Annotated in this window: 20 protein-coding genes; 5 read left to right on the forward strand and 15 right to left on the reverse strand. The window is 40.0% G+C overall.

Annotation, left to right across the window (positions count from 1 at the left end; all coding sequences use genetic code 11):
- Positions 1 to 61: 61 nt before the first annotated feature.
- From rho to EF384_RS05905, 9 genes are all read right to left on the reverse strand, one after another.
- Complete coding sequence (gene rho, locus EF384_RS05865) at positions 62 to 1,375, reverse strand: transcription termination factor Rho (RefSeq protein ID WP_123780197.1); 1,314 nt, start codon at positions 1,373 to 1,375, stop codon at positions 62 to 64.
- 196 nt (positions 1,376 to 1,571) lie between these two features.
- Positions 1,572 to 2,852, reverse strand: a complete 1,281-nt coding sequence (gene murA, locus EF384_RS05870; protein ID WP_123780199.1) for a UDP-N-acetylglucosamine 1-carboxyvinyltransferase — start codon at positions 2,850 to 2,852, stop codon at positions 1,572 to 1,574.
- A gap of 430 nt (positions 2,853 to 3,282) precedes the next feature.
- A complete protein-coding gene (gene fba, locus EF384_RS05875; protein ID WP_123780201.1) occupies positions 3,283 to 4,137 on the reverse strand; it encodes a class II fructose-1,6-bisphosphate aldolase in 855 nt (284 codons plus the stop codon).
- A 287-nt stretch (positions 4,138 to 4,424) separates the two neighbouring features.
- Entirely contained in the window at positions 4,425 to 5,726 is a 1,302-nt protein-coding gene (locus tag EF384_RS05880; RefSeq protein ID WP_233570050.1) for an MFS transporter, read from the reverse strand.
- A 134-nt stretch (positions 5,727 to 5,860) separates the two neighbouring features.
- Complete coding sequence (gene pyrE / locus EF384_RS05885; protein ID WP_123780205.1) at positions 5,861 to 6,502, reverse strand: orotate phosphoribosyltransferase; 642 nt, start codon at positions 6,500 to 6,502, stop codon at positions 5,861 to 5,863.
- Positions 6,503 to 6,513: 11 nt separating this feature from the next.
- A complete protein-coding gene (gene pyrF, locus EF384_RS05890) occupies positions 6,514 to 7,224 on the reverse strand; it encodes an orotidine-5'-phosphate decarboxylase (RefSeq protein WP_123780207.1) in 711 nt (236 codons plus the stop codon).
- A 694-nt stretch (positions 7,225 to 7,918) separates the two neighbouring features.
- Positions 7,919 to 9,529 (reverse strand): CTP synthase, encoded by a 1,611-nt coding sequence (pyrG, locus tag EF384_RS05895; protein ID WP_123780209.1) that lies wholly within the window; start codon positions 9,527 to 9,529, stop codon positions 7,919 to 7,921.
- Between the two features lie 232 nt (positions 9,530 to 9,761).
- The gene (gene rpoE / locus EF384_RS05900; protein ID WP_123780211.1) at positions 9,762 to 10,337 is read right to left on the reverse strand and encodes a DNA-directed RNA polymerase subunit delta; all 576 of its coding nucleotides are present in this window, start codon (positions 10,335 to 10,337) and stop codon (positions 9,762 to 9,764) included.
- A 70-nt stretch (positions 10,338 to 10,407) separates the two neighbouring features.
- Positions 10,408 to 10,860, reverse strand: coding sequence for a DUF1934 family protein (locus EF384_RS05905; protein WP_123780213.1), 453 nt, complete (start codon positions 10,858 to 10,860; stop codon positions 10,408 to 10,410).
- A gap of 149 nt (positions 10,861 to 11,009) precedes the next feature.
- Here EF384_RS05905 and EF384_RS05910 point away from each other — a divergent pair, with 149 nt between their 5' ends.
- The 3 genes from EF384_RS05910 (at position 11,010) to EF384_RS05920 (ending at position 14,281) form a co-directional block, all read left to right on the forward strand.
- Positions 11,010 to 11,885: a lipoate--protein ligase family protein gene (locus tag EF384_RS05910; protein WP_123780215.1), complete on the forward strand. Its 876-nt coding sequence runs from the start codon at positions 11,010 to 11,012 to the stop codon at positions 11,883 to 11,885.
- Between the two features lie 69 nt (positions 11,886 to 11,954).
- On the forward strand, positions 11,955 to 13,349 hold the full coding sequence (locus EF384_RS05915) for an HD domain-containing protein (protein WP_123780217.1): 1,395 nt from the start codon (positions 11,955 to 11,957) through the stop codon (positions 13,347 to 13,349).
- Positions 13,350 to 13,423: 74 nt separating this feature from the next.
- The gene (locus tag EF384_RS05920) at positions 13,424 to 14,281 is read left to right on the forward strand and encodes an aldo/keto reductase (protein ID WP_123780219.1); all 858 of its coding nucleotides are present in this window, start codon (positions 13,424 to 13,426) and stop codon (positions 14,279 to 14,281) included.
- Positions 14,282 to 14,665: 384 nt separating this feature from the next.
- On the opposite strand, the gene EF384_RS05925 is transcribed toward EF384_RS05920, so the two are convergent.
- The 4 genes from EF384_RS05925 to EF384_RS05940 form a co-directional block, all read right to left on the reverse strand.
- On the reverse strand, positions 14,666 to 15,754 hold the full coding sequence (locus EF384_RS05925; RefSeq protein WP_199729727.1) for a glycerol dehydrogenase: 1,089 nt from the start codon (positions 15,752 to 15,754) through the stop codon (positions 14,666 to 14,668).
- 562 nt (positions 15,755 to 16,316) lie between these two features.
- Positions 16,317 to 17,561 carry an MFS transporter gene (locus tag EF384_RS05930; RefSeq protein WP_123780223.1) on the reverse strand — a complete coding sequence of 415 codons (1,245 nt, stop codon included), beginning with the start codon at positions 17,559 to 17,561 and terminating at the stop codon, positions 16,317 to 16,319.
- A gap of 194 nt (positions 17,562 to 17,755) precedes the next feature.
- Positions 17,756 to 18,913 (reverse strand): pyridoxal phosphate-dependent aminotransferase, encoded by a 1,158-nt coding sequence (locus EF384_RS05935; RefSeq protein ID WP_123780225.1) that lies wholly within the window; start codon positions 18,911 to 18,913, stop codon positions 17,756 to 17,758.
- A gap of 279 nt (positions 18,914 to 19,192) precedes the next feature.
- Positions 19,193 to 20,812, reverse strand: coding sequence for an ABC transporter ATP-binding protein (locus tag EF384_RS05940; RefSeq protein ID WP_123780227.1), 1,620 nt, complete (start codon positions 20,810 to 20,812; stop codon positions 19,193 to 19,195).
- Positions 20,813 to 21,134: 322 nt separating this feature from the next.
- Between EF384_RS05940 and EF384_RS05945 the strand changes: the two genes are divergently transcribed.
- Positions 21,135 to 22,169: a hypothetical protein gene (locus tag EF384_RS05945; protein ID WP_123780229.1), complete on the forward strand. Its 1,035-nt coding sequence runs from the start codon at positions 21,135 to 21,137 to the stop codon at positions 22,167 to 22,169.
- A 27-nt stretch (positions 22,170 to 22,196) separates the two neighbouring features.
- Complete coding sequence (locus EF384_RS05950; protein ID WP_123780231.1) at positions 22,197 to 23,300, forward strand: NAD(P)/FAD-dependent oxidoreductase; 1,104 nt, start codon at positions 22,197 to 22,199, stop codon at positions 23,298 to 23,300.
- 69 nt (positions 23,301 to 23,369) lie between these two features.
- On the opposite strand, the gene EF384_RS05955 is transcribed toward EF384_RS05950, so the two are convergent.
- Both EF384_RS05955 and mscL read right to left on the reverse strand, forming a co-directional pair.
- On the reverse strand, positions 23,370 to 23,867 hold the full coding sequence (locus tag EF384_RS05955; protein WP_123780233.1) for a hypothetical protein: 498 nt from the start codon (positions 23,865 to 23,867) through the stop codon (positions 23,370 to 23,372).
- A gap of 282 nt (positions 23,868 to 24,149) precedes the next feature.
- Positions 24,150 to 24,551 (reverse strand): large conductance mechanosensitive channel protein MscL, encoded by a 402-nt coding sequence (mscL, locus tag EF384_RS05960; RefSeq protein WP_123780235.1) that lies wholly within the window; start codon positions 24,549 to 24,551, stop codon positions 24,150 to 24,152.
- Positions 24,552 to 24,714: the final 163 nt, after the last annotated feature.

A 24,714-nucleotide genomic window follows, 5' to 3' on the forward strand; every position in this document is an offset into this window, starting at 1 on the left:
GATTATTTTTAACATAACACGAGTAGTCTATCACAATGAGCTATCACTTTCAAGTATATTTTTAAGATTTATGCTTATTTTTATCCTTGTTTAGGAAGGCACCAAGGCGTTCCACGAATTGTTCATTGTTTTCTGTTTTCTTCATTTCTTTCAGCATTTCATTGGTATATACCAACATATCGCCCTTCATGGTTTGACGTAATTTCCATAAAACCTTCAAGGTTGATTCCTCTAATAATAATTCCTCGCGACGTGTAGATGAACGACGAATATCGATTGCAGGGAAGACGCGACTTTCCGCTAAATCTCGGTTTAGGTGAATTTCTGCATTCCCTGTTCCCTTGAATTCTTCATAAATCATATCGTCCATGCGTGAACCAGTGTCGACAAGTGCCGTTGCTAAAATAGTTAGGCTTCCCCCATCTTCAATGTTTCGAGCGGAACCGAAAAATTTCTTAGGTTTGTAAAAAGCTGCTGGGTCAATCCCGCCTGACAATGTCCGGCCACTTGGTTTTTCTACCAAATTGTAGGCACGTGCTAGTCTAGTGATGGAATCCATCAAAATCACAACATCACGTTTATCTTCAACCAAACGACGGGCACGCTCTAATACTAATTCAGCAACGCGTACATGATTTTCTGGACGTTGGTCAAAGGTAGAAGATACAACTTCGCCTTTAATCGAGCGTTCAATATCCGTCACTTCTTCTGGACGTTCATCAATCAATAGCATGATCAATTCGACTTCTGGATGATTTGCCGTTATCCCATTGGCAATTTCTTTCATTAAAGTGGTTTTCCCTGCCTTAGGTGGTGCCACAATTAAACCACGTTGACCGAAACCAACCGGTGAAATCAAATCAATCATACGGGCTGACAAGCGTCCTGGCGTTGATTCTAGTTTCAACTGACGATCTGGATAAATTGGTGTAAGTGCCGGGAAATGAGCACGTTCTTTCGCTTCATTTGGGTCTTTGCCGTTCACAGCATATACATGCATCAAACCTAGATAACGTTCACTAGCTTTTGGTGGACGAGCTGTACCTGAAATCAAGTCCCCATTTCGTAAACCAAAGCGGCGAATTTGTGAGTTGGAGATATAGATATCCTCTTGACTCGCAGAGTAGTTAATTGGACGCAAGAAACCAAAATCAGTGCCCGTGATATCCAAGACACCTTCAACATTCATGAACCCTTGGCTTACTTCTTGTGCACGCAAAACGGCCATGATTAATTCACGTTTGTTCATTTGACTGTAGTAAGGAATCTTGTATGTTTTCGCATATTCATAGATATCCTTTAACGTCATAGCCTGTAGATTGTTTAATCTTAATGTTTCGGCTTCTTTTTGTTCTTCAATTTCTTTTGTTGACATAATAGAACCTTCATTTCTGTGGAGTATGGCTGCAACATCGATGGTAACGATGATGTGCCGAGGAAAGCTTCATCGGTTGAGAAAGCTTTTTTTACCTGTGCATTTACAAATAAAAAACACAGTTTGCCCTAAAAATAGGAAAAGTCCCTATGTAACAGTAGGGACTCAGATGTTTTAAATAACTTTAGGAATGATATTAGTCTAGGGCAGAGTAGTCATAATGAACTAACTCGATGTCTGCGCCGACTGCTGCTAATTTTTTATCGATATGATCATAACCACGTAAGATATTTCCTGCACCAAATAACTCTGTTTCGCCTTCAGCCATTAACGCTGCGATTACTAAACCAGCACCTGCACGTAAGTCAGAAGCAGTCACAGTAGCACCTGTAAAGGCATTTGGACCTGTATATGAAATTTGATCATTTTGAACAGAGATATTTGCACCCATACGTGCTAATTCTGGCACATGTTTCACACGTTTTGGATAGATTGTATCTAGGATTTTACCTGAACCTGTTGCTGTTAATAATAAAGGTGTAATTGGTTGTTGCAAGTCTGTTGCGAACCCAGGGTATGGTGCTGTTGTAATATCGACAGCTTTTAATTCCCCGTTTGTTGGATGAATGTAAATTGCATCATCAGTGATGTCCATTTTTACACCCATTTCACGCAATTTCGCTAAGAAACTTTCAATATGTTCTGCAATTACATTTTTGATGGTAACACCGTCACCTAATGCAGCAGCTGCCGCAATATAAGTACCTGCTTCGATACGGTCAGGAATTTGTTGGTGAGAAGTACCGTGCATTTCAGCTACACCTTCAATACGGATTGTTGATGTACCAACACCTTTAATTTTTGCACCCATTTTGTTTAATAACATTGCAATATCAATGATTTCAGGCTCACGCGCCGCATTTTCAATGATTGTCGTACCTTGTGCACGAGATGCAGCTAACATAATGTTAATTGTTGCACCAACGCTGACAACATCTAGGTAGATTTCAGCACCTACTAGACCTTTGCCATCTGTTGTTAAATGCATCGCACCTAGTTCATTCGTTACTGTCGCACCTAAGGCTTCAAAACCTTTCAAGTGTAAATCCATTGGACGTGGACCTAGATTACAACCACCTGGTAAACCTACGACACCTTCGCCGTATTTACCTAACAAGGCACCCATAAAGTAGTATGACGCACGTAAACTTTGGATTTTACCATTTGGCATTGGAATATTTTCCATATGCGTTGGATCGATACGGATGACATTTTCACTAAATTCTACATCTACATTAAAGTCTTTAAGAATTTCAATTAAAGCAAATACGTCATCAATTTCTGGTACACCTTCAATTACAACAGGTGAATCTGCCATAATCGCTGCGGGAATTAAGGCAACCGCACTATTCTTAGCTCCGGAAACCGTAATTTCTCCCTTTAAAGGATTACCACCCTTGATGATAAACTTTTCCATTATAAAACCCCTCACTCATCATTTTTGTTTTTTGTTTTGTTTTCTTTCAATTTTAGTCTTTCACAGATTGTTATCTATAAGATAAAGGACAAGTTTGTCCTAACGATTAGTCCACTTGTCCAAATTAGCGTAATAATGCATGGTTGATTATACCTAATTCTAAGCCATATAACTAGCAAAGTCGCCAATTTTAATGGATTTTTTAACTTCTGTGTTATTTTCTTTGCAAAAAATACAGAAAGTCAACTAACCTTTGTCCATCTATTATAACCTATAAGGGGATGAATGTTCATGTTTAGCTATCAATTTTGACCGTATTTACGCATTTCAGCGCATTTTACTAACATATGAATACAAAAAAAGAGCAATAACCCAAAGGCTATTGCTCAACATGTTTATATAAAACAAGTTATTCGCTCAAAAAAGTGAATTATGCTTTGTTGCTTGAACCAAACATACGTAAAGTTTCACGAGCAGTTTCAACGATAGCAGCTTTACCAGGTGCTAACACTTTACGTGGGTCGTAAACTTTGTCGTCGTTGTTTAAGTTTTCACGAACAGCAGCTGTGAAGACAATTTGTAATTCAGTGTTCACGTTGATTTTAGCGTGGCCACGTTCAATTGCTTTCTTAACTTGTTCTTCAGGAATACCAGAACCACCGTGTAATACTAATGGTGCACCAGTGTATTCTGAAATTTCTTTCATTTCATCGAAACCTAAAACAGGTTCACCAGAGTAAGGACCGTGAACTGAACCTAATGCAGCTGCTAAAGCATCTACGCCAGCTTCGTCAACGATACGTTTACATTCTTCTTTATCTGCGTAGTTGATACCAGCAGTAACGCCATCTTCAGTACCACCAACAGTACCAACTTCACCTTCAACAGAAGCACCGCGTTCGTGAGCGTATTCTACAACTTGTTTAGTCATAGCTACGTTGTCATCGATTGGGTGGTGAGAACCGTCGATCATAACTGAAGTGTATCCAGCGTCAATTGCACGTTTAGCAGATTCAAAAGATGAACCATGGTCTAAATGCAAAGCAACTGGTACAGTAATATTCATGTTTTCAACTAAAGCTTTTACCATAGCGGCTACAACTTCTGGGCCACCCATGTATTTGCCGGCACCTTCAGAAACACCTAAGATTACTGGTGAGTTTTCTGCTTGTGCTGCTTCTAATACAGCTTGAGTCCATTCCAAGTTGTTGATATTTAATTGTGCTACTGCATATTTACCGTCTTTTGCTTTTGCAAGCATGTCGACCATATTTTCTAATGGCATAAAAAAGTTCCCCCTGAGTTTTAATTTTGATGTGCTCGAGCTTATTTTAACTCTAATCGTTTACACTTTACAAGCGTTTTGACAAAGAAAAATCAAGTATTAAATTTTGCCATAAAATGACCCTATGTAATCGTAACCATTCGTTATATAAAGTTTGAAGTGCAATAATTGCAATGTTTATTTTTACTGTTTTTTTCAGTATCGAGACCTATATTCTACTATTTAAAAAGAAAAAAGACGATTATTTCCCTAATTATCACTAGGTCATAATCGTCCTTTATAAAACATTAGTCGTTTACTTTATGTTGAATATGTAATTGGTGTTGTTCAAAATTTGCACGTTTTAATTGTTTCAAGCTCATCATCGCGATAAAGCTAATGATATATAGGCTAGATAAGAAAATCATTACCATTGATACGCTAGATACATCCAAGATGTAACCGATGATTACACTTGAGAAACCACCTACAGCACGACCTACGTTCAAGATAGTGTTGTTTGCGATAGCATTAATTTTAAAAGGATATAAGCGACTAATCATCGCACCGTATCCAGCAAACATACCATTTACAAAGAAACCAACAATTGCCCCACCGATTAAGATGGCTGCACCTGAATTTGCGAAAGTAAATAAGTATACTGCAATGGCTGAAGCGATTAGGTATGAACCATAAGCTAATCTAGGTCCTATGCGGTCTAAGATTTGGCCAAATGTTAACATCCCCAAACACATACCAAGAATTGTTGTAATCATCCAAGATGAAGATCCTGATACAGTTACGCCAACTTGTTCTTGCATGATAGTTGGTAGCCAGTTCATCATACCGAAGTAACCGGCAATTTGCACAGTCGTCATCACCATTAAAATGATTGTTTGGTATGTCAAAGCTGGCGTTTTGAATAAATCGCTAATTGCTGGTTTCGCACCAACAATTTCTTCAGCTGCCGCATCTTCAACTACTTCATCTGTATTGATACCTAGTTCGTCCTCTTTGATTGTTAATTTCGCCCAGACAACTACTAGAATTGGTAATAGACCGAATAGGAATAAACCTCTCCACCCTAATGCCGGTACGATAAAACCTGCTAGCAATGCTGAAGTGATGGATCCAATTTGTCCAACAATACCATTTAGGGACGAAATACGACCAAGTTGTTTAGATGGTACTAAACCAGCCATGATTGAAATGGCTACACCGTACTCACCACCAACACCAATACCCGCGATGAAACGTAATAGGTATAAGTATTGAATGTTTGGCGTGAAGAAGATTAATGCTGTTGCGATTGAGAAAGTTAGAATTGTTAAATAGAAGACTTTCATCTTGCTATATCTATCTGCTAACACCCCGAAAACCAAGCCCCCAGCTAACATACCGAAGTTTGTGATGGTTGCAATCCAACCAGCTGCAACACTTGAAATTGCTAGGTCAGCGATGATTGATGACATTGAGAAAGCTAGGAACATGACGTTTAAATCGTCTGTACCTGAAGCGACAATTGCCGCGATAAGTGCATTGCGTTGTGATTTATTTAGTGGCTTTGTAACGTCGGCCGTTTGAAGATTTTTTTCATTTATTTTTTCCATTATATGCTCCTTTATATTGTAAAGTTGGCGTAAATTCCTCATTTTCGCTATACCAAAATAAAAATAGGCAAAAAAAAATAAGGTCTAATTGCAATTAGTAGTCGACTAAAAAGATATTCAATTAAGCGCGAGGCCTAACCGTGAAGGTCAGACCAAGCCTTAGGATCCTTATACCAATCCATCAATTTATCATAATGTGCTGATAATTTTGGATCTTGCACGGCATAATCTAGGATTTTGACATAGTTTGTCAGAGTTAGTAATGGGTAACCTGCTGCTTCAAATGCATCTTTACTTGCTTGTAATAAGTAGTCAAAAATAGCGACAACAGCTAATACTTCCCCACCTGCTTCTTGGACTTTATCCGCTGCTTTAATGACGCTACCACCAGTTGAGATTAGATCTTCAATGATGACAACTTTATCGCCGGCTTTCAAAGTACCTTCAATAGCGTTTTGTTTACCATGGTCTTTAGCAGAAGAACGTACATAAATCATTGGTAAGTTTAAACGGTCACTGACGAAGGCTGCATGCGGAATACCTGCTGTTGCAGTACCTGCGATGATATCAACATCCGGGAAGTTTTCTTTGATTAATTCTGCTAAAGCATCTTCAATAACTGAACGTACTTCAGGGAATGACATGATTAAACGGTTATCTGTATAGATTGGTGATTTCAAACCACTTGCCCATGTATAAGGTGCATCTGGGCTAAAGTTTACAGCTTTAATTTCTAATAATTTTTGGGCAACTAAGTCCGCTTTTGATAATGTCATGAAAATCCTCCTTATTTTTGTCCTGACCAATCACTTACAATTTGTTGATAGGTCGCTACCGCATCATCAGCTTGGGTAATTGGGCGTCCAACAACGATGTAATCTGACCCGCTGCGAGATGCTTTGGCTGGTGTCATGATACGTTTTTGGTCATCTGCTACAGAGCTTTCCAAGCGAATACCTGGTGTAACGGTCAAGAAATCAGGTCCGCAAGCTGCTTTAATCGCTGCAGCTTCTAATGGTGAACACACAACGCCGTCTAAGCCCGCTGCTTTTGTTAACTCGGCATAACGTAAAACTGAATCTAATACCTCACCAGGAATTCCTTGCTCTTGATTCATTTGTTCAGTTGATGTTGACGTCAATTGTGTCACACTAATTAATAATGGACGTTTCCCATTGGATCCGGCCTCTAAACCACGTAAAGCGGCTGCCATCATCTCTTTCCCACCTGCTGCATGTACATTTACCATCGCAACGCCAGTGCTTGCTAGAATGGCCATAGCACGTTCTACAGTATTCGGGATATCATGTAATTTCAAGTCTAGGAAAATATCATGTCCTTGCGCTTGAATACGCTCTAGGAAGGGTTTACCACCCGCATAGAATAACTCCATGCCAACCTTCACATTCAGTTGTTGACCTTCAAATTGATCTAAAAAATGAAACAGGTCCTCTTGGTTGGAAAAATCTAGGGCAATAATCGGTTTTTTCGGATCCACAGGGCACTTCCTTTCCATAAATACAAGTTTGTTTTCTAAAAATGGGCAAAAAAAATAACCAACAACGAAAACAGGTTGCTGATTATACTAGCCGATGCCGGTTATAAAAAATGTTCGCTTTTATTGATATGGGTACAAATATTGGCGAACAGCTCTAATAAAAAGGTCCATCTTTGTTTCGCTAGTTCAGTTCTCCCCGTTTTTTTACTCTGTTGGCTATTTTACAGAGATATCCATACAGAGTCAACACTTATTTTTAGGAAATTCTAATTATTTCCCATAAAAAAGATGCTGGTAGTAAAGTATAAAATCTACGATTTTCGTCCTTACTGTGTACGGTCCTTATAGCCGTGGCACCACCGGGAGCCACGGTCTCCCGGTTTGAAATCGAGCCACGATCTCGATTTCATGCTCTTTCACGGNNNTGAAACTAATAACAAATTCCAATGAAAAAGAATTTTTCAAAAAAAAGGCGCCAACAACTCTTATAACGAATTGTTGGCACCTGTATTTACGGGCTTTTGTTCCAGCTTCTATAACGATAATTCAATTTTAGCGGTTTTTGTCGCACTCTGTTAAAACCTGTTCCAAAAGGCAGATCCATCTTCACTTCAGATTCATTCGCGCCACTCATTGAGTGGCACATCATAAATCTTCCAGTGACTTGGATCTAAACGCCTTTTGTCACACTCTATTATTTTTGACTTGCTTCTAATGATGCGCCAACGAAACCGTTGAAGATTGCTTGTGGACGGTTTGGACGTGAAGCGAATTCTGGGTGGAATTGAGATGCCACGAAGAATGGGTGTTCTGGAATTTCAATAATTTCTACTAAACGGTTGTCAGGAGAAGTACCAGAGAATACCATACCAGCTGCTTCAAATTGTTCACGATAGTCGTTGTTGAATTCCCAACGGTGACGGTGACGTTCTTCAACTAATGGTTGGTTGTCGTATAGTTCACGTGCTTTTGAACCTTCTTTTAAGGCACATGGGTATAGACCTAAACGTTGTGTACCACCCATGTTTTCAACACCAGCTTGTGTCAACATCAAGTCGATGACAGGATGTTCTGTGTTCGGGTTGATTTCTGTTGAGTTCGCATCTTTGTAGCCTAAAACGTTACGTGCAAATTCGATTGACGCTACTTGTAAACCTAAACAAATACCTTGGAAAGGTACATTATTTTCACGAGCGTAACGAATTGCTTCGATTTTACCTTCGATACCACGGTTACCAAAACCACCTGGTACAAGGATACCGTCAGCTTGACCTAAAATTGCTTCAACATTTTCAGCAGTTACTGTTTCAGAGTCGATCCAGTCGATATCGATTTCTGCATCATGGGCATAACCTGCATGACGTAATGATTCAGCAACTGAAAGGTAAGCATCTTGAAGTGATACATATTTACCTACTAAAGCGATTTTCACTTTCTTAGATAAGTTCAATACACGGTTTTCAAGGTTACGCCATTCACGCATATCAGCTTCTGGTGTTTCATCTAAGCCTAATACTTCGCAAACTTTGTCATCTAAGCCTTCTTGTTGTAAACGTAATGGCAATGTATAGATAGTTTCAACGTCGCGGTTTTCGATAACTGCATCTTCTTCAACGTCACAGAATTGTGCGATTTTTTGACGCATGTTGTCTGGCAATGGTTTTTCAGTACGTACAACCAAGATGTTTGGTTGGATACCCATACCACGTAATTCTTTCACAGAGTGTTGTGTAGGTTTTGTTTTCAACTCACCTGCAGCTGCAATGTAAGGAATTAAAGTTGTGTGGATGTAACATACGTTTTCTGGACCAACTTGGCTACGCATTTGACGTAATGCTTCGATAAATGGTGTAGATTCAATATCCCCAACAGTACCACCTACCTCAGTAATGACAACGTCAGCACCTGTTGTTTCACCGGCACGCAAAATCTTGTCTTTAATTGAGTCTGTAATATGTGGAATTACTTGGACAGTTGCCCCTAAGTAGTCGCCACGACGTTCTTTTTCGATTACTTCAGAGTAAATTTTACCTGTCGTAACGTTTGAATATTTATTCAGATTGATATCAATGAAACGTTCATAATGACCTAAGTCTAAGTCAGTTTCAGTACCATCATCTAATACAAATACTTCCCCATGTTGGTAAGGGCTCATAGTCCCTGGGTCAACGTTGATATATGGGTCAAATTTTTGGATAGTTACTTTCAAACCTCTGTTTTTCAATAATCGTCCTAATGATGCTGCTACTAAACCTTTACCGATTGAAGAAACAACCCCACCGGTTACAAAAATATATTTTGTCATGATATCCTTCCTTTTCCTAAAAATTTTATACTGTGCTAAGAAGGGAGAATCGAATAAATATTTTCCTTTGAAAAAATAAAAAAACCCCCGCCTTTCAAGCTGAAAGACAGGGAGTAACGTGTTCAATCACCTTAGTTGAAAACTAAAGTGCCCAAAAAGAATAATAATGCATTTGTCATTGTGAGTCAAGAAAAAACATTATTTTCATTTTAGATCACGTTTTTATTATCGACTAGAAATCTTCTTCGTCGTCTTCTTCGTCGTCAACCAATGATAAATCGCCTTCAAGGCCATCTTCTAGGTCGTCTTCTTCTTCATCGTCGCCTAAGTCACCTAAATCTGATGAGTAAGCTGCGATTTCATCTTCTTCATCTTCATCTTCGTCGTCGTAGATTTCTTCTTCGTCATCTACGTAATCGCCGTCTTCTGGGTCATCTGAAGCGTAGTCAATTAAGTCGTCATCTTCAGTAGCCGCAAACAAGCTCTTAGTTGTTTTGTGTTTAGATTTGATGTCTTCATCATCAATTGAAGAAATAATTTCTTCATCGATTGAATCAACAGCATACCATTCACGTAAGCCCCAACGGTTTTCACCTAAAGAAATAAAGCTACCATCGTAGTTCATTTCTGTATAGAAGTTTGCCATTTTGCTTTCTAATTCATCTTGAGACATGTTTAAGTAGTCTTGAATTTCAGCCAATAAATCATTGAATTCGTATACGTTGTTTGTTTCAACTAAAATTTCGTACGCTACTTCAATCATTGATAACTGTTCTCTGTTTTGACCAGCTAATCCTTTTAATTCCACTGCTAGTTCATCCTTTCGCCTTATAACCAACGTTCTGTGATTAATCGTCTAGTATATCCACTATATATTACTACACTTGGGCCCTTGATTGCAATGCGATTTGGTATTGACCAATCATTTCGCCTGCTTGATAGAGTTTATAGCTAATATCCGCGTCCACTTTTTGGTTGTCGCCCACTTCAACCTTCATATCTGTTAGCATACCTTGGAACACAATCGTGTGTTGGTTGGCAATCGGGTACAAGATATCCGTCATCGTATCCTTGACCAAAGTCATGGTCGTTTCAGTACCAAATGCTTGGCGACGAATCACCACTTGTTGGTCGCCCATAAATTTCAAACGCACATTCACTGGCGCTTCTGTAATCTCTTCTAGGTACTCAATATAAAAAGCAGAACCCACTTCATAGTAAAAACCACTTGTGTTGGTTGTGAATACTTCTCTCACTTGTTCGCCGTCTCGCGCTTGTTGTATGTAATTGTTCACTTGAACACGTATTGCTTTTTTCCCAGCCGCAGCCATAGGGTAGCCTCCTCTAATTTTCATCCTTTCTATTTTACCATGATTCAAGCCAAGGTCAAAGGTAATCAACCGCGAGAAACCGCCTTGAAATCACGATTGCAAGCCTTTTTATGCTATAATGTAGGCAAAAGTGACGAAAGGATCGACTTATGCTATTCGATAGTTTTCTACCAACGGATCAACCATTACAAATGGCTGTATATCAAGATATTTACCATGACAACGTCCCTCTATCTTTGGCGGACCATGATCAGTTATTGGCGCCATTTGCGGTTGACGATGCCATTCTGAATGCCATTAACCGCGGACAGTTTGATGCGCCGCTCGCCTTACATTTTTGGCCGACGAGCCCGACTGTTATTCTTGGTGGTATGGACACACGTTTGCCTGATTTACCGGCTGCTGTAAAGCATTTGCATGACAACACGGGTATCGTCCCAGTCGTACGTCCTGCAGGCGGTTTAGCGGTCGTTTCAGACCCAAACGTAGTCAATTTCACCCTCTTATTAGATACCAAGCACAAACGTCTGGCTATCGATGACGCCTACCAACTCATCGTTGATTTGATGCAAGAAGCCATGGACGCCCACAACATCCAGCTGGAAGTCGGCGAAATCGAGACATCTTACTGCCCTGGGAAATTTGATGTTTCGATTCGTGGGAAAAAAATAGCCGGCATCGCCCAACGACGTATTGGTCATGCGGTAGGAATTTACGTCTACATTTCAATCACCGGAGACCAAGCCAACCGCGGGCAAGTAGTTCGAGACATGTATGCCGCTGGTCGCGCAGACCTAGATGACAAGGATCGTTATCCGCAAGTAGATCCAGATATCATGCGTAACCTCAGCGATTTTACCGCCATCGACAGCGTACAAGATTTTATTGATGATTTCTTGACTGCTTTTAAAGTCAACGGCGTGACGGTTGAAAACCGTGATGTCACAACAATAGAAACGAGCGAATACCTAGAACGCATGCAGAAGCGCAATCAAGTAATCTACGATATTTTAGGCAAAGATTAATTTTTATCGCTACTTTCTGCAAATATAACGTATATATAGAGTGAATGACTTTCACCAAAGGAGACTGTTATGAGTATTGCCGAAGCAAGTAAACGCATCCCTGAAAAAGTATTCCGGGACCCCGTCCATGACTACATTCATGTGCAACAACAAGTGATTATGGACCTCATCAACACCAAAGAAATGCAACGACTACGCCGTATCAAACAAATGGGTACAGCTTCTTACACCTTCCATGGGGCGGAACATTCTCGTTTCAGCCATTCCCTAGGCGTGTATGAAATTGCCCGCAAGATTTGTGATAAATTTGTCCGCAATTATTCAATAGAAGATGGTGGCGTTTGGGATGATTCAGAACGCTTGGTTGTGCTATGTGCAGCCTTGCTACATGATATCGGGCATGGCCCTTTTTCCCATACCTTCGAAAGTATTTTTAATACCAATCATGAAGAAATTACCCAACAAATCATCTTGTCTGAAGATACTGAAGTCAACCATGTCTTACGTTCAGTTAGCCCAGATTTTCCGAATCAAGTGGCTTCTGTCATCAATAAGACTTATCCAAACCCGCAAGTTGTGCAATTGATTTCTAGTCAAATTGACGCTGACCGGATGGATTATTTATTGCGCGATTCTTATTTCTCAGGGACCAATTATGGGAATTTTGATTTGAGCCGTATTTTACGTGTCATGCATCCTTATAAAGATGGGATTCGTTTCGACTACAACGGGATGCATGCGGTAGAAGACTATATCACCAGTCGTTACCAAATGTACATGCAAGTTTACTTCCACCCTGTATCACGAGGTATGGAAATGCTTTTAAATCATTTGCTTAAAAGAGCACAGGAACTCTTTTTAACAGAAGACCCTTATCTAGACCACGAAACGCATGCACCATTCTTGGAACCATTCTTCATGCAAAATTGGACCTTGGATGACTATCTTCGTTTAGATGATGGGGTTTTACAAACTTACTTCCAACACTGGATTCATTTTGCCAATGACCCAATTCTAAAAGATTTGGCTGTGCGTTTTATTGATCGAAAACCATTTAAATCAGTGACCTATAGCGAAGAAGAAAATCAAGAGGACTTAAAAGTCTTGATTGATCTAGTGGGTAAATTGGGTTACGACATCCGTTACTACGTGGCTTTAAATTCACGTTTTGATTTACCATATGACTTCTATCGTCCGAGTGCCGAAAAACCACGTACGCAGATTGAATTGGTGGAAAAAAGTGGCAACATGGTGGAATTATCTGTCGCATCTAGCTTAATTGCTGCCTTTACTGGTCAACAACGCGGAGATGAACGTATTTTCTTACCAAATGAATTGTTCTATGGTAAGAACCGCAATAACATTACCTTGTTTGAACCAATCTTGAAGCAAATCCATGCTATGACCAAAAGTGGTAAACTGACGCCATTAGCAGAGGGTTTCGACGGGGATGACCAAATATAATCATAAAAATGAAGGGCTTACATCATGAATATGTAAGTCTTTTCTTATATAATAAAGACAACGGAGGTGGCAACATGGAATATATTCGCTTAAATAATGGTATTACCATGCCTAAACTAGGTTTTGGTGTTTTTCAAATTAATGATTTTGATGAATGTGAACGTTCTGTTCTTGATGCACTAGAGGTTGGTTATCGCTCTATCGATACAGCCCAATATTATCAAAATGAGGAAGCTGTTGGTTCGGCTCTAGATAAATCAGACGTCCCTCGTGGCGAGGTTTTCCTGACAACGAAAATTTGGCCAACGAATTTTGGCGAAGAGAAAACCGCAGATGCTGTCTACGGTTCATTGAAAAGACTAGATACCGACTATCTTGATTTAGTCCTATTACATCAACCATTCGGTGACTATTATGGTGCTTGGCGTGCTTTGGAAAAGTTACATCGCCAAGGAATCATTCGCGCTATTGGGGTATCCAACTTCTACCCAGGTCGCTACTTAGATTTTGTGAACTTTGTGGACACTGTACCAGCAGTCAACCAAGTGGAATCACACGTTTTCCATCAACAAGATGAATTGGCAGACACCATGTCAGGATATGGCACTGCCTTTGAAGCATGGGGACCACTCGCTCAAGGGAAACATGATTTCTTCACGCATCCCGTACTTGCGGAAATTGGGGCGAAATATGGAAAAAGTAACAGCCAAGTCGGTTTACGTTTCCTATTACAATTGGACCGCATCGTAATTCCCAAAACAACGCACCGCGACCGCATGATTGAAAACTTCGATGTCTTCGACTTCACCCTGTCTGATGAAGACATGGCTACTTTGAAAACACTCGAAACTGGCCAACCAAACACTTGGCCACATTGGGATCGTCGCCGCGTCAACCAAATCCTACAAATGAAAAACGCTGACTGGAAATAATTTCATTTAACAAAAACATCCACGAACCTATTTTCAAGGGGCGCGGATGTTTTTTTATTGTGATGGGGGTTTTCTGTCTAAAATAAATCACATTAGTAGTGAGTCTGTGCCTTATTTGCCTGAATAAGTCACCACCCTCCTCAAAAAATGGACACGCTCGTATACGATTAGTCGCTCATCTGGACACATGCAAAGAAGTTGGCTGCAACTCACATGCAACCTTAGGTTTTAATCTTTAGTGTCATCCGTTACGATCCCCAACCGTAACGGAAACCCTTTGAAAAGATCTTATAGCTTTACCCAAAAACACAAAAAGACATTCAAGCGATGGCTAGGCTTGAATGTCTTTTGTTATTAATGATTAGTCAATTTGTATTGGTTTGATTATTTAGAAGTTAATGCGTCTACTGCTTGGATAGCGTAAGCAACGTCAGTTGCAGTTACTTCTGGGTCAAAGTTTTGTAATGTTTCACCTTCAGAAGTTGCTAATTCACCGACTTTCACTAAGTCTTCGAATGATGCATTTTCCAAATGGATGTCTGCTAATGTTGTTGGTAAACCAATTGCTTTGAAGAAGTTCGCGTATTTCAAGATTTCTTCTTCTGAACGGCTTTCTAATACTAATTGTACCAAGACACCGTAAGCTACTTTTTGACCATGAGTCAAGTGGTGGATGTCACCTGTTAAAGCTGTGAAACCGTTGTGGACTGCATGTGCTGCCGCTACCCCACCGTTTTCAAATCCTAAACCTGATAGTAAAGTATTTGCTTCGATGATTGCTTCTACTTGTGGTGTTACTAAGTGTTGTTCTACGGCTTTGTAAGCTGCGATACCTTGTTCAAACAAGATTTCTTCTGCTTTTTCAGCGATCGCAGTACCAGCTAATGTTGCTTTACCACCAGCCATTGTAGTTGCATTACGTTTTTGAGATGCTTTTGCTTCTACTAATGTAGCCATTGCGTCACCCATACCAGATGCGAATAGGAATGCTGGTGCACCTACGATGATTTGTGAGTCAACTAATACTAAATCAGGGTTTTTGTTGTAGAATTTGTAACCTTCGAATACACCTTCGTCAGAGTAGATGACTGATAATGAACTTGTTGGTGCATCTGTTGAAGCAGTTGTTGGTGCAACCACGATTTTAGTACCTAAAGCATCGTTTACAGCTTTAGCTGTATCTAATGTTTTACCACCACCTAAACCAACGACTACGTCTACGTTTAGATCTTTACCAATGTTTGCGATACGTTCGATTTCACCTTTAGAAGCTTCACCTGTGAATTCTTCGTAGTGGTAATCAACGCCTGCGTCTTTGAAGCTTTTTTCTACTAATTCGCCTGCGATACCCCAAACGATTTTATCTGCCATGATAAATGCTTTGTTACCCATTTTTCCGACTTCTTCACCGATTGTTGCTAAAACGCCTGCGCCTTGGATATATTTTGCTGGTGAGATAAATACTTTTTTCATAATTTGAGAACCCCTTTCAAAGGTTAAATGTTATTTTTTCATCGTGTTAGTTTTGTTAGTTTTGTTAGTTAGTTAGTTTGATTATTGTTCTTAGTGACGTTGTGATAATGAATTGTTATTTGTTTGTAAGATAAATAATTTTTCATTGTTTTTTTAGTGTTTCGTTTTAATTGTGATTTATTTTTTATATACGTTTTTATTTCATTGGTGAGCGCCAACATCGTTTAGCTGCAACTACACCCTGAAGAATTGTTAGTCATTCTTTTTCACCCCTTAGTTGTCTTGTGATAAAGTTTGTGAAAATTTTATATTATTCCGAATTCCATATTCTCGAATTCGAATTAACTTATGAACATAGTATAGCAAGGCACTTACTTTTTGTCAACACTTTTCACTGACTTTTTTTGACCATTCACAAATATATTTTGACGAATAGACGAAAACCATTGATATGTATAGATTTATAGTGGTTGATGAAATTTGAAGTTTTGTGATATTTCCTTTGATTGCATACAAAAAAGCCATACATATTAAAAAATATGCATGACTTTTTGACAAAATATTAAGCATCAATCTTGGCTAAAGGTTTGCCCGCTTCGATGAGCGCCTTATTTCGGCTAAAGCCAAAGGCAATAATCATTAGCACAAAGCCGGCAAATAATAGAATGATGGATATTGGCATGATATCAGCGAGTGGACCAAATAGAGACATGCCAAGTGGTAACATTGCGGTATTGATCATGGACATAACGCCAAAAACGCGTCCAAGGTAGGCGTCTTCTACGTGCTCCTGAATGAGCACCATGGCTGGTGTATTGAAGAATGGTACGGCAATTCCAGTTAGGACCATCAAGACGACATAAGCCCAAAAATTGGTCGTCATACCTAACCCCAAGGTACAGGCCGCTAGTAGAAAAGCACCTATCGAGATGGTTTTTGTACGGTTTGGAAAACCACCCCACCAGGAGATGATACCTCCACCAAGGACAAAACCAGCAGAAAAGGCGATTTCGATTGCTGATAATCGCCATACTTCATCGCCATAAGTACGGGTAACTACCAGTACCGGCAACATGGACGCAGGAGCGACCATAATCATATACAAGGCTAGCAAAATAAAGAGATTGCGTAGGAATTCGTGTTCCCAAACGTAGCGGATACCTAATTTAAAGTCATCCATATAGCTCGCTTGTTGTTCTTGATTAGCTTTATCGTGGGTTTTGACTTTTAGGAATAACATGGTAAAGATGGCTAGACCGGCCGTCACCACGTCTACTAGGAATATCTGTGATAAGGGCCACACTGCAAATAAGGCGGCTGCAATTAAGGGTGATCCGAAGTTTAAGATTCCCTGGATAGAGGAATTCAATCCATTAATTCGTGTCAGATGTTCTTTTGGCACGATTTGTGGTAAAACGGCACCGACTGCCGGTGTTTGAATAGCAGCACCTAAGGCACGGATAGCCGCCACAATCAGCAACATCCATATTTCCTGGTACCCAATACTATAGAAATAAACCAAGACAAGGGTAGCAATCGCAATCCCCCCATCCGCCAACATAATTAATAATTTTCGGTTATAGCGGTCAGCCCACACACCCGCAAATGGTGACAGTAGGAAAGTTGGTAGAAAACCGCAAACCATATATAAGGTCAACATAAGTCCCGAGCCGGTTTCAATCGTGATATACCACATGATAGCATATTGGACGATAGAGGAACCAAATAAGGATATACCTTGGCTCGTTAAAAATATGATGACGTCACGAACCCAATTCACTTGCTTTATTTCATTCGATTCACTCATCGAATCCCCCCTAAAAACGTTTCTCCGCTCCATTTTACTTGAAGCCTTTTATCTTTGTCTATTGTGACCAATATTTCGCCACAATATTTTGAACATTGCTTTTTGAATCGTCGGAAAAAGACCATCCGCACCAAGTCGTTTAGACAAAAAAAGTGCCCGGCATATCCCGGACACATATTTTTTACAGATAAGCGTTACTTATCTAATGTTTGCATGAAAGCATCCATTCTGTTCATGGCTTCTGCGATATCTTCATACGCTGCAGCATATGAGAAACGGAAATGGCCTTGACCACCTGGTCCAAAAGCAGAACCTGGAATGACGCCGACCTTACCTTTTTCAGCTAAATCTAAGGCAAAACGTTCGTCATCATCGCCATAAACAGCTGGAATACGCGGAAAGACGTAGAAGGCACCGGCTGCTTCAGGTACTTCGATACCCATAGCTTCTAAACGACCGACAATTAATTGACGACGACGGTTGTATTCATCGCGCATATCGTCAACGGCTTGGTCTCCTTGGTTATAAGCTGCGGCACCTGCCCACTGATCTGGCGTAGACACACATGTGACCATTGTTTGGAAGATTTTAAAGAATTCTTCATATAAGTCAGCTGGAATATGTAGGAACCCTAATCGGAAACCAGTCATGGCAAAAGATTTTGATGCACCTGCTAGTAAAATGACTTGTTCTGGCAATTCTTCAAGGATTGAGTAATGCGGTTCGCCGTATACTAAATCAGCATAGATTTCATCTGACAAAACATAAACATCCGGGTGTTGACGTAACACTGCAGCAAGTTCTTGAATTTGCGCCTTGGTGTAAGTCGTACCAGCTGGGTTGTTTGGATAGTTCAACATAACCAATTTAATTTCAGGATGAGCTGATAATTGGGCTTCCAAAGCTTCAGCAGTCAAAGTGAAATCATCATTAGATGTATCAAATTTAATGGTATCAGCGCCTGATAAAATAGAAGCATAACCATATAAAGGGAAGTAAGGTGACGGAATAAATACTTTATCCCCTTCGTTCAATAAGGCCATCATGGTAATCATAAAACCTTGCGTAGCCCCAACAGTCACCAATACTTGATCCCAATTTAAATCAAGATTTTGACGGCGTTTGTAGTAGTCCGCAATAGCATGGCGTAATTCAGGTAGGCCATCTGAAGGTGCATAGTGCGTTTGGTTTTCATCAATGGCACGTTTGGCCGCTTCTTTCACAAAAGTGGGCGTATCGAAGTTGGGTTCTCCAATGGTGAAGTTTAATAAATCTGGAATATTGGAAACCTTGGCGTCAAAGGCGCGGATTTCGGATTTGGTAATTTGAGCTAATCGTTTATTGATCGTCATTGGGAACATCCTCTCATGTTTGGAAATTTAGATATTTGTTTGTATTCTATCATTAATCTTTCATGATGAGTAGGTCATGTATGTAAAGCTTGAAGTGTTTTCATGAAAAAAGGACTAAAATCAAAGACTTTAGCCCTTTTAAACATAAAATATGAAATCTTCGTTTTTCGTCCTTGCAGTGTACGTTCCTTAAAGCCGTGGGACCAGCATAGTATGAGAGAAAAAGCGCTCAGCCCACAACCAGTGGAAGAATAATCTGCTCACCAATAAGCTGTCTAACTAACTTTCAGCTAAACCAAATGAATCAGGGGTTAGGCTTAAGATACCGTCTAGTTTTGTTGCGATAGTATCCTGTAAATGATGGGTAATCATAATCACCGTTAAGTTAGGGTTTGCCAAAAGGTCTTGTTCAATTTTTAAAGCCGTTTCTTGGTCAAGGCTAGACGTACCTTCATCCAGGAGAATGATGCGTTTGCCATGAATTAAGCCCCTGGCTAAGGCCAGACGTTGTTTTTGCCCACCAGATAAAAGACGGCCTGCTTCACCAATATCTGTATCCAAACCATTAGCTAAACCTTGAACTAGGTCTGTAAGACCCGCTTTATCGAGTGCTGCCCAAACCTCTTCATCTGAAAATACATTATCCAAGGTGACGTTATCCCGGATACTGCCCTCAAACATAAATGGTAGTTGATCTAAATAGATAATTTCTTGTCTAATATCATAGCCATCCACGTCTCTTAATTCGTTGCCCATCAATTGGACGGAACCACGATAATCCGTCAACTTCCCATTTAAGATATTGAGTAAGGTTGTTTTCCCTGACCCGCTTTTCCCAACGATGGCATATTTATGACCAGCTTCGAAAGTATAATTCAATTGATCAAAAATAGCCTTATCGCCATAGGCATAAGCAAGTTCATCCAAGTGAATGGTGGGTTCTCCTGCTGTAAAAGGTACATATACTTTGTCTGGATTAGCCTGGATACTATCGAATTTTTCAAATATTGGCTCAACCATCCGGACTTGAATCCAGTAATTATTAATGTTTCCTACACTATTAAAGAGTTGCGAACTCAACCCATCTGTGGCAATAATCGACCCAATCGGCACAATTTGACGGAAAGCTAAAAAGGCAGTTAGTCCCCAAACTCCGATTTGACCAAATACGTTGCCGGTTGCACCTAAAATAGCTGAATAAGTCATTTGCTTATATTGGTGGACAGTCGCTTTCCCCACATCTTTAGATCCTTGCGCTATACGCTTGGTAATCCGTGACAACAAGTTATAAGAAAATAAGGTGTCAAATCCTTGTAGGGAATTCGTGATTACCTGCATGAATTTTTCTTCTTCCTCTGTCGCAGCTAAGGTCGCAGCTTGAACGCGTTTGGTCATCAATCGTGGCAATAACAAGGTAATGACAGATGATACAAGTGAAAATAACAGAATGGACCAATGGAAATACAGTAAAGCAATGATGGCACCAATACCCATAAAAATTAAGGTAATCATTTCATAAACCGCATCAATACCATTTGTTTCAATCGTTTGCATATCATTCGTTAACCATGAGGCTAAGCTAGCAGAATGCTTCTCATGGTAAGCTTGGTAAGATAGTTGCTCAATCGATTGCGTGATGTCCTTACGAATAGCTGTAATCATCTTTTGTGTGACATAAGCTTGGTAGGGAATTTTAAATAAAAGACTGACCACATACAAGAGTTGTAAACCCGTCACCCATAAAATTCCCACCCACATTGCTTGCCAATCAAAAGCAATTAAGGCATTTAATACATTTGCATTCAGGACGCTAGACAATATTTGGGCAACTGCCCCAATGAAAATCAACCCAACTAACAAAGCATTCTCCCGCCAATACCTCAAATAATATTTCTTCATAGAACCTCCTCAATGCAAACTTTTCTTTAACACGTTTCGACTTAACAGTTATACTAACATCAATATTAAAAAAAACTAATGTTTTATTTCTTTTTATAATTATATTATCATTTTGTGAAATCCAAGAAATAAATCTCCCAAACCTGACCCTACTGAATCTATTTCTATATCCACCTATATAAACAATTACAGATTTAGTAAAGATTTCTTTATTGCTACACTTGGTTTTTTAGATAAGCTATAATAAAGAATGAAAAGTAATCGACAGTTTTCATGCTGTAAACTTACTTTTGATAAAATTGCCTAATGAGGAGTGTATCAAATGGCACAACGTAGATATAATACCGACATGGTGAACGACCAGGCATTGGCCCTGCGCAACGAAAACCGTCAAAAAGCCGCAGCCCTATCCGAAGACATGCGCTCATTCTATGACGATTGCGAAACCTATTTCCTAACCAGCGCCCCTGGACAAACAGCCATTTACCAAGAACTGAGTAAACTAATCGAACGCCTGCAAATCGCAGAATTACGTCAAATCTCTGCCGAAGAAGTCCTAGGCATGTCAGGTGAAGACTATTGTAAACTAACCCTTCGCCGCCTAAACATCGCTCGTTACGACTTCGATATCCGCAAATACATCCCTGGCGTAGTAGCCTTTGTACTACTAACCCTTACCATCTACGCGATATACATGTTCATCGCAGGCTACGCATGGTGGGGCGACTTTGCATCCGCAATTCAAATGCCGGTCGCAGTATCAGGACTAGGACTACCCTTGCAAATATTCGTCGTTTTCTCAGCCCTATTCTTCTGGGTCCAATTCCGACGCAACACATCATTCGGCCGTAAATGGTATCAAGACTTCAACATCCTGTACCTATTCTCAGCCGTATTCGCTAGCATCCTAGTCGTCGTCCTACCATATGTCATCCATACCTATCGCGTAGCCCAATTCAACCTACCCGTATGGTTCATCTGGTTCATCGACGCCATCTTCCTTGGCTACTACATCTTGTCCGAATACTTCAACGTCGGCGACAAAGTAGACGATTGGATTTCAAACCGTGTGGCGAAAAGTAATACTGCCGCTGAAGCTGCACCTACTGTAGATGCCTACATGACTGGCCAAGCAGGAGTCAGCGACGGCACACCAACGCCTGTGAAGGAAGCCGAATTAAACAATGACGAAGCAAACGGCTCACCCGTTTCTGACGAACCAATGCGCTTGAACAACTTGTGGAATACTTTAATGCTGAAACGCCCAATCTTGAACCGTAAAACCTACCGCGAAATGCAAGAGCGTCAAGAAAAAGAAGACCACAAAGCAACAAATGATCACAAACGTAAGAAATAAGTAGTATATGTAAAAGGAGCAATTTACGTGAAGATTGCAATCATTGGTGCCGGGATGGTAGGATCTACCGCTGCCTTTTATTTATCCCAAGACCACGACGTAACCCTATATGATGATGGCCACGGCCAAGCAACCAAAGCAGCTGCCGGGATTATCTGTCCCTGGTTTTCCAAACGTCGCAACAAGCCTTGGTATCGTCTAGCCAATGGCGGTGCCCATTTTTACCGAGACCTACTAGCAGACCTAGCCGAAACCGGCATCGAGACCACAGCTTATCAACAAAAAACAACTTGGCTGTTGAAGAAAAAACCCAAACTCATCGATGATTTGATGGCAATCGCTCAAAAACGCCAAGTGGATGCACCATTAATTCAAGAAATTCACAAGTTATCCCCAAGTTATCAACAGGCTGCATTTCCAGCTTGGCGCTACGACGGTGATTTGATTCAAACCGATGCCGGTGCCGTTGTTGACGGCCAAGCCTTGTGCCAAGATTTACTGGCTGGTGCCCGTACATTTGGTTTACGTGTGAAGGATATGAAAGTGTCATTAGACAAAATTTCCGACCATGAAATTATCGTGAAAGAAGACCAAGAATCCTATGATATCGTGGTTTTAACTAGTGGTGCTTGGTTACCAAGTCTCTTAATAGGTCACGACTATCAAGTGGACATCAGACCACAAAAAGGCCAACTAGCAGTCATCCAAACCGATTGGGACACAAGTCAAATTCCTTTAATCATGCCAGAAGGTGAAGGCGATATTATCCCTCATCTTGATGGCAAAATCTTCATTGGTGCCACCCATGAGGATGAAAAAGGCTATGATTTATCCACAGAACCTAGTCAATTGGCGGACATTTTGTCCACAGCCTATGCCCTTGTGCCGGAATTAGCCGATTTTCCTGTGAATGAATTAAAAGTCGGCACCCGCGCCTATGCCAGTGATTATGCGCCCTTCTATGGGCCAATACCTGACCAAGCCAATTTATATGTGGCGAGTGGTCTTGGTTCCAGTGGTTTAACAACAGGTCCCTTAATTGGTCGAGAACTTGCGCGCATGATTAACGGAGAGGCAACAAAACTAGATCCAAGCGATTACCCCGTTGGCAACTACATCAGTCGAGATTAAGTCTGCAACACAAAAAGAGGAAGTCCTCATGCAATTGCGTGATGACTTCCTCTTTTTTACTGCTGAAAATTAATCTTCTGCTACCGCTTGAGCGTCTTGACGTTTATGCATCATAAACAAAACTTGGCGTGCAATTGGTTGTGCCACTAATGCTTCAATGGCAAAGGCAATCGCAAAGTTTCTTGGCCAATTGATGTGGAATGTTTGGAATGGCAACCAAGAAATTTGGCCCATACCAATCCAAGTACCAATAATGGTCATGGAGATAGACATCAAGAAAACATTGAACAAGATATTTACTGTTAATGTTGCATTAAAACTATCTCCCTCTGACAAAAAGTTTTGCGTCATTTTTTCCGCAATTGGATGTGTGAGTAAAACTAAAATCACAACTGCAATCCAAATAAATGGCAATACTTTAAGGGTCATTTTCCATGTTTCCAAACTAAAACCCATTTGGTACATAGTAATGGTTGGCCCAATCGTGTTCACTGAAATTAATGAGACAATTAATAAAAAGATGACAAAATCCTTACCTGAACGTGGTAATTTCATATGAAAATCCATTTTTCCTTTTTCCTCCTAAAAATCTCGCATAAAAAAGACCAGCAATCCCATGGTGTATGGAATTGCTGATCAATTATACGCAATTTGTTATCCTTGGTCAGTCTATCACAATTCAAACAAAGATTTCTAATACTTTCGAACAAAAACGCAAAAAAAGTTGAGATGCGATCCACACCTCAACTTTCTTCTTTATTTAATGTCTCGTAGACATGTGGTTTTTGCACAAGGCGCAAACCATATAGGACTATTCATTTTTCATTAAATTAAACTAAAACAAGCAAATTATTGACGGTTGTTTTGTTCACGTAATAAGTCACGGATTTCTGTTAATAATACTTCTTGGCTATCAACAAGTGCAACTTCTTCTTCTTCAGCAGCTTCTTCTTCTTTAGCAAATTGGCTCTTCAATGAAGCAACAGCTTTCATAACGAAGAACAATACTAAAGCGATGATCAAGAATGAGATGATTGCTTGGATGAAGTTACCTACTGTTAATACAGCTGAACCGATGTTTACTGTGATTGAAGTGAAGTCTGTTGAACCTAAAATCAAACCAACAAATGGCATAATAATGTCGTTTACTAATGAATTAACGATAGCAGTAAAAGCAGTTGCCATTACAACCCCGATAGCCATATCTAATACATTACCCTTAGCGATAAAATCGCGGAATTCTTTTAACATGTGTTTTTTCCCCCTAAAATTAAAATAAAAATAAATATAATGAATAGTACATATCCATTAAACCATATGTATGAAAAAATGTAAAAAAAAAGACGAAAATTATACAAAAAAAGTACAATTTTCGTCTTTCTCATAAACAAGGTTCTATAATAAATAGTGTTGG

It is taken from the genome of Aerococcus agrisoli, assembly GCF_003797145.1.
GTDB classification, from domain to species: Bacteria; Bacillota; Bacilli; order Lactobacillales; family Aerococcaceae; genus Aerococcus; species Aerococcus agrisoli.